1 protein-coding gene is annotated in these 1,552 nt (G+C 55.0%); it reads left to right on the forward strand.

Annotation, left to right across the window (positions count from 1 at the left end):
• Positions 1-309: 309 nt before the first annotated feature.
• A partial coding sequence (locus NHH03_RS26770) for a transposase (RefSeq protein WP_253161426.1) occupies positions 310-1,552 on the forward strand: 1,243 nt, incomplete at its 3' end.

Here is a 1,552-nt window from a genome sequence, read left to right on the forward strand (position 1 = left end):
GACTCGGTCATCGCCGCCGTTCATCGTATAGAGCAAGCAGAGGTTGCCACAGATAGACACGGATGCACACGGATGAATTGCTCCCGCCATCTGTGTAGATCAGTGTTCATCTGTGGCTGATATCGGATGCAGAATCTGGCGTTGCGTCGATCACCCGGGGTGAATCCGGGGACAGAACATGTCGATGTTTGGCGTGCCGTGGGGAGCGCTTTTTTCGGGGAGAGCGTTAGATTGGTATTGCATCAAGAGGTGGGGCCAACCCATGACGAGATCATTGAATTCTCACTCTTCACGTTGAAGGCCCCACCAATGATCATCGTCCCCGAAGCTGCCGCAAAACTCAAGGCCTTTATTGGGCATACTGGTTTGAAGCCGCTGGCGCGCACCATGATGATGCGAATCGTCTTGGCTTTCATCATGCACCGCGGCCGGATGAGCTGTAGTGCTGCGGCCGGGGCGATTGCTGCCGAGCCGATCCACCGGGGAGAATTGACGCGTTTCCTCGCTCGCCCGCGATGGCAGAAACACGACTTCAATCAGCCATTGATGCGAATGCTGCTCGCCAAAGAGAAAAAACGCGGCAAGTTCATGTTCTTGATCGACGCGACGCTGGTCAGCCAGTCCGGGAAGAAGACGCAGAACACGTTCAGTACCGGCAATCGAACTCGCCGCAAAATCAAAAAGGGTTTTCGATACAACAAGAAGAAGGTCGTTCGCAAGAAAGTCCACAGTTTCACATTCGGGCTGCTGATTACGCCTTCGGGCATTCGCATCCCCATGCAGATTCCCCACCGAACCAAAGAATACTGCGAGCAGCACGGCATCGTTCACATGACGACCGCCGACGCGGCTGCCGAGATGATTCGCACGCTGCCTCTGGACGATGACGCGGAAGTCGTCGTGCTGGGCGACACTGCTTACGAATCAGAAGTCGTTGAAAAAGCGTGCGTTGAGAAAGGATACACCTGGGTTTTCCCAGCCAACCCCGAGCGGGTTTACGAAGGACCGACTGGGCAGCGTCCCAAGTTGCGATCTCGACTGAAGGATTGGACGAGTCTGTCGCTAAAGACCATCAGGCTTCGAGCGTCCACGGGCAAGTACGCTGATTATCGGCGTTTGTCCAAGTGGCGTGTTGGGCCGAAAATGAAACCACGCGTTTACTACGCTCATCAGGAAAGACGAATGGTGCGGAGCATCGGCGACGTCCAGATCGTATTTTCGACAATGAAACCAAACCTGGAAAAAGCGACTCCCGACGATGTGAAGATCCTGATGACCAATGCGGTTTGGCTGAGTGTGACCGAGGTGTTGGAGCTGTATTCGTTGCGCTGGCAAATCGAGTTGTTCTTCAAAGAGCTCAAGAGCACGCTTGGTTTTTCGCAGTACAGCTTCATTGACTTCAGGGCTGTGGAGGCCTGGGTGAACCTGGCGATCACAACCGTGCTGTACCTGGAGCATGAGCGGATCACGCATATGCAAGACCGCCGGCTCAGCAAGGATCGACGAGCGTGGTGGCAGCGTCAACGATTGCACGGCCTGTGTCATGCAGTGC

The sequence above is a fragment of the Stieleria tagensis genome (genome assembly GCF_024129865.1).
GTDB classification, from domain to species: Bacteria; Planctomycetota; Planctomycetia; order Pirellulales; family Pirellulaceae; genus Stieleria; species Stieleria tagensis.